General features: G+C 68.2%; 1 protein-coding gene. It reads left to right on the top strand.

Features of this window, described 5'->3' with window-relative positions:
* On the top strand, positions 1 to 738 hold a 738-nt coding region (locus tag DBR34_RS23515), incomplete at both ends, for a TcfC E-set like domain-containing protein (protein WP_258224025.1).

Genomic DNA, 738 nt, shown 5'->3' with positions numbered 1-738 from the left:
GGCGGTAGCAGTGCCGGCTGCGGCTATCTCGATCCCCCCGAGGACCCTCATTCCGTGCGTGCCCTGTACGACGAAGGCGAAGGCGCGGTGCGCCTGTTCGTCGCCCGCCAGTGGATCGCGGCCGAGCCGGCTGCCGACCGCTTCCATCAGGTCAGCAGCAATGCCGAGAACGCGCTCCTGCACCAGCAGACCGTCAATTTCAGCGGTGGCCGCGGCTACCAGGCGCTGACCGCCCAAGGCGCAGGCGCGCTGGGCGTGTTGCAGCGCGGCCACATCGCCGTGGACTGGAACTTCAACAGCCAGCAGTACCGTGGTGGCCGCCGCCGCGATGATTTCCAGTTCGACAACGCCTACTACCGCCATGACCTGGGCCAGCAGCATTACCTGCAGGCCGGCCGCATGGACCGCCGCAACCTGTCCAGCCCGCAGGGCGGCACCTTCAGTTTCAGCATGCTGCCGATGGACCGCTTTGCCGGCCTGCGCGTAGGCACCACCCAGGCCTACGTGGATGCCGATGCCGCCGTACAGGCGCTGCCCCTCACCGTGCTGCTGGCCCGCGATGCGCGGGTGGACGCCTTCGATGGCGAGCGCCTGCTGCAGACCTTCTACCTGCAGGCCGGCATCAACCAGCTCGATACCCGCCGGTTCCCGTTCGGCAACTACACCGTCACCCTGCGCATCTACGAAGACGGGCTGCTGGTACGCAGCGAGGACGCGCCGTTCGACAAGGGCGGCGAC

The organism is Stenotrophomonas sp. HMWF003 (assembly GCF_003061285.1).
Classification (GTDB): Bacteria; Pseudomonadota; Gammaproteobacteria; order Xanthomonadales; family Xanthomonadaceae; genus Stenotrophomonas; species Stenotrophomonas maltophilia_AP.
The sequence above is the reverse complement of the archived record's forward strand: the minus strand, read 5'-3'. Positions and strand labels throughout refer to the sequence as shown.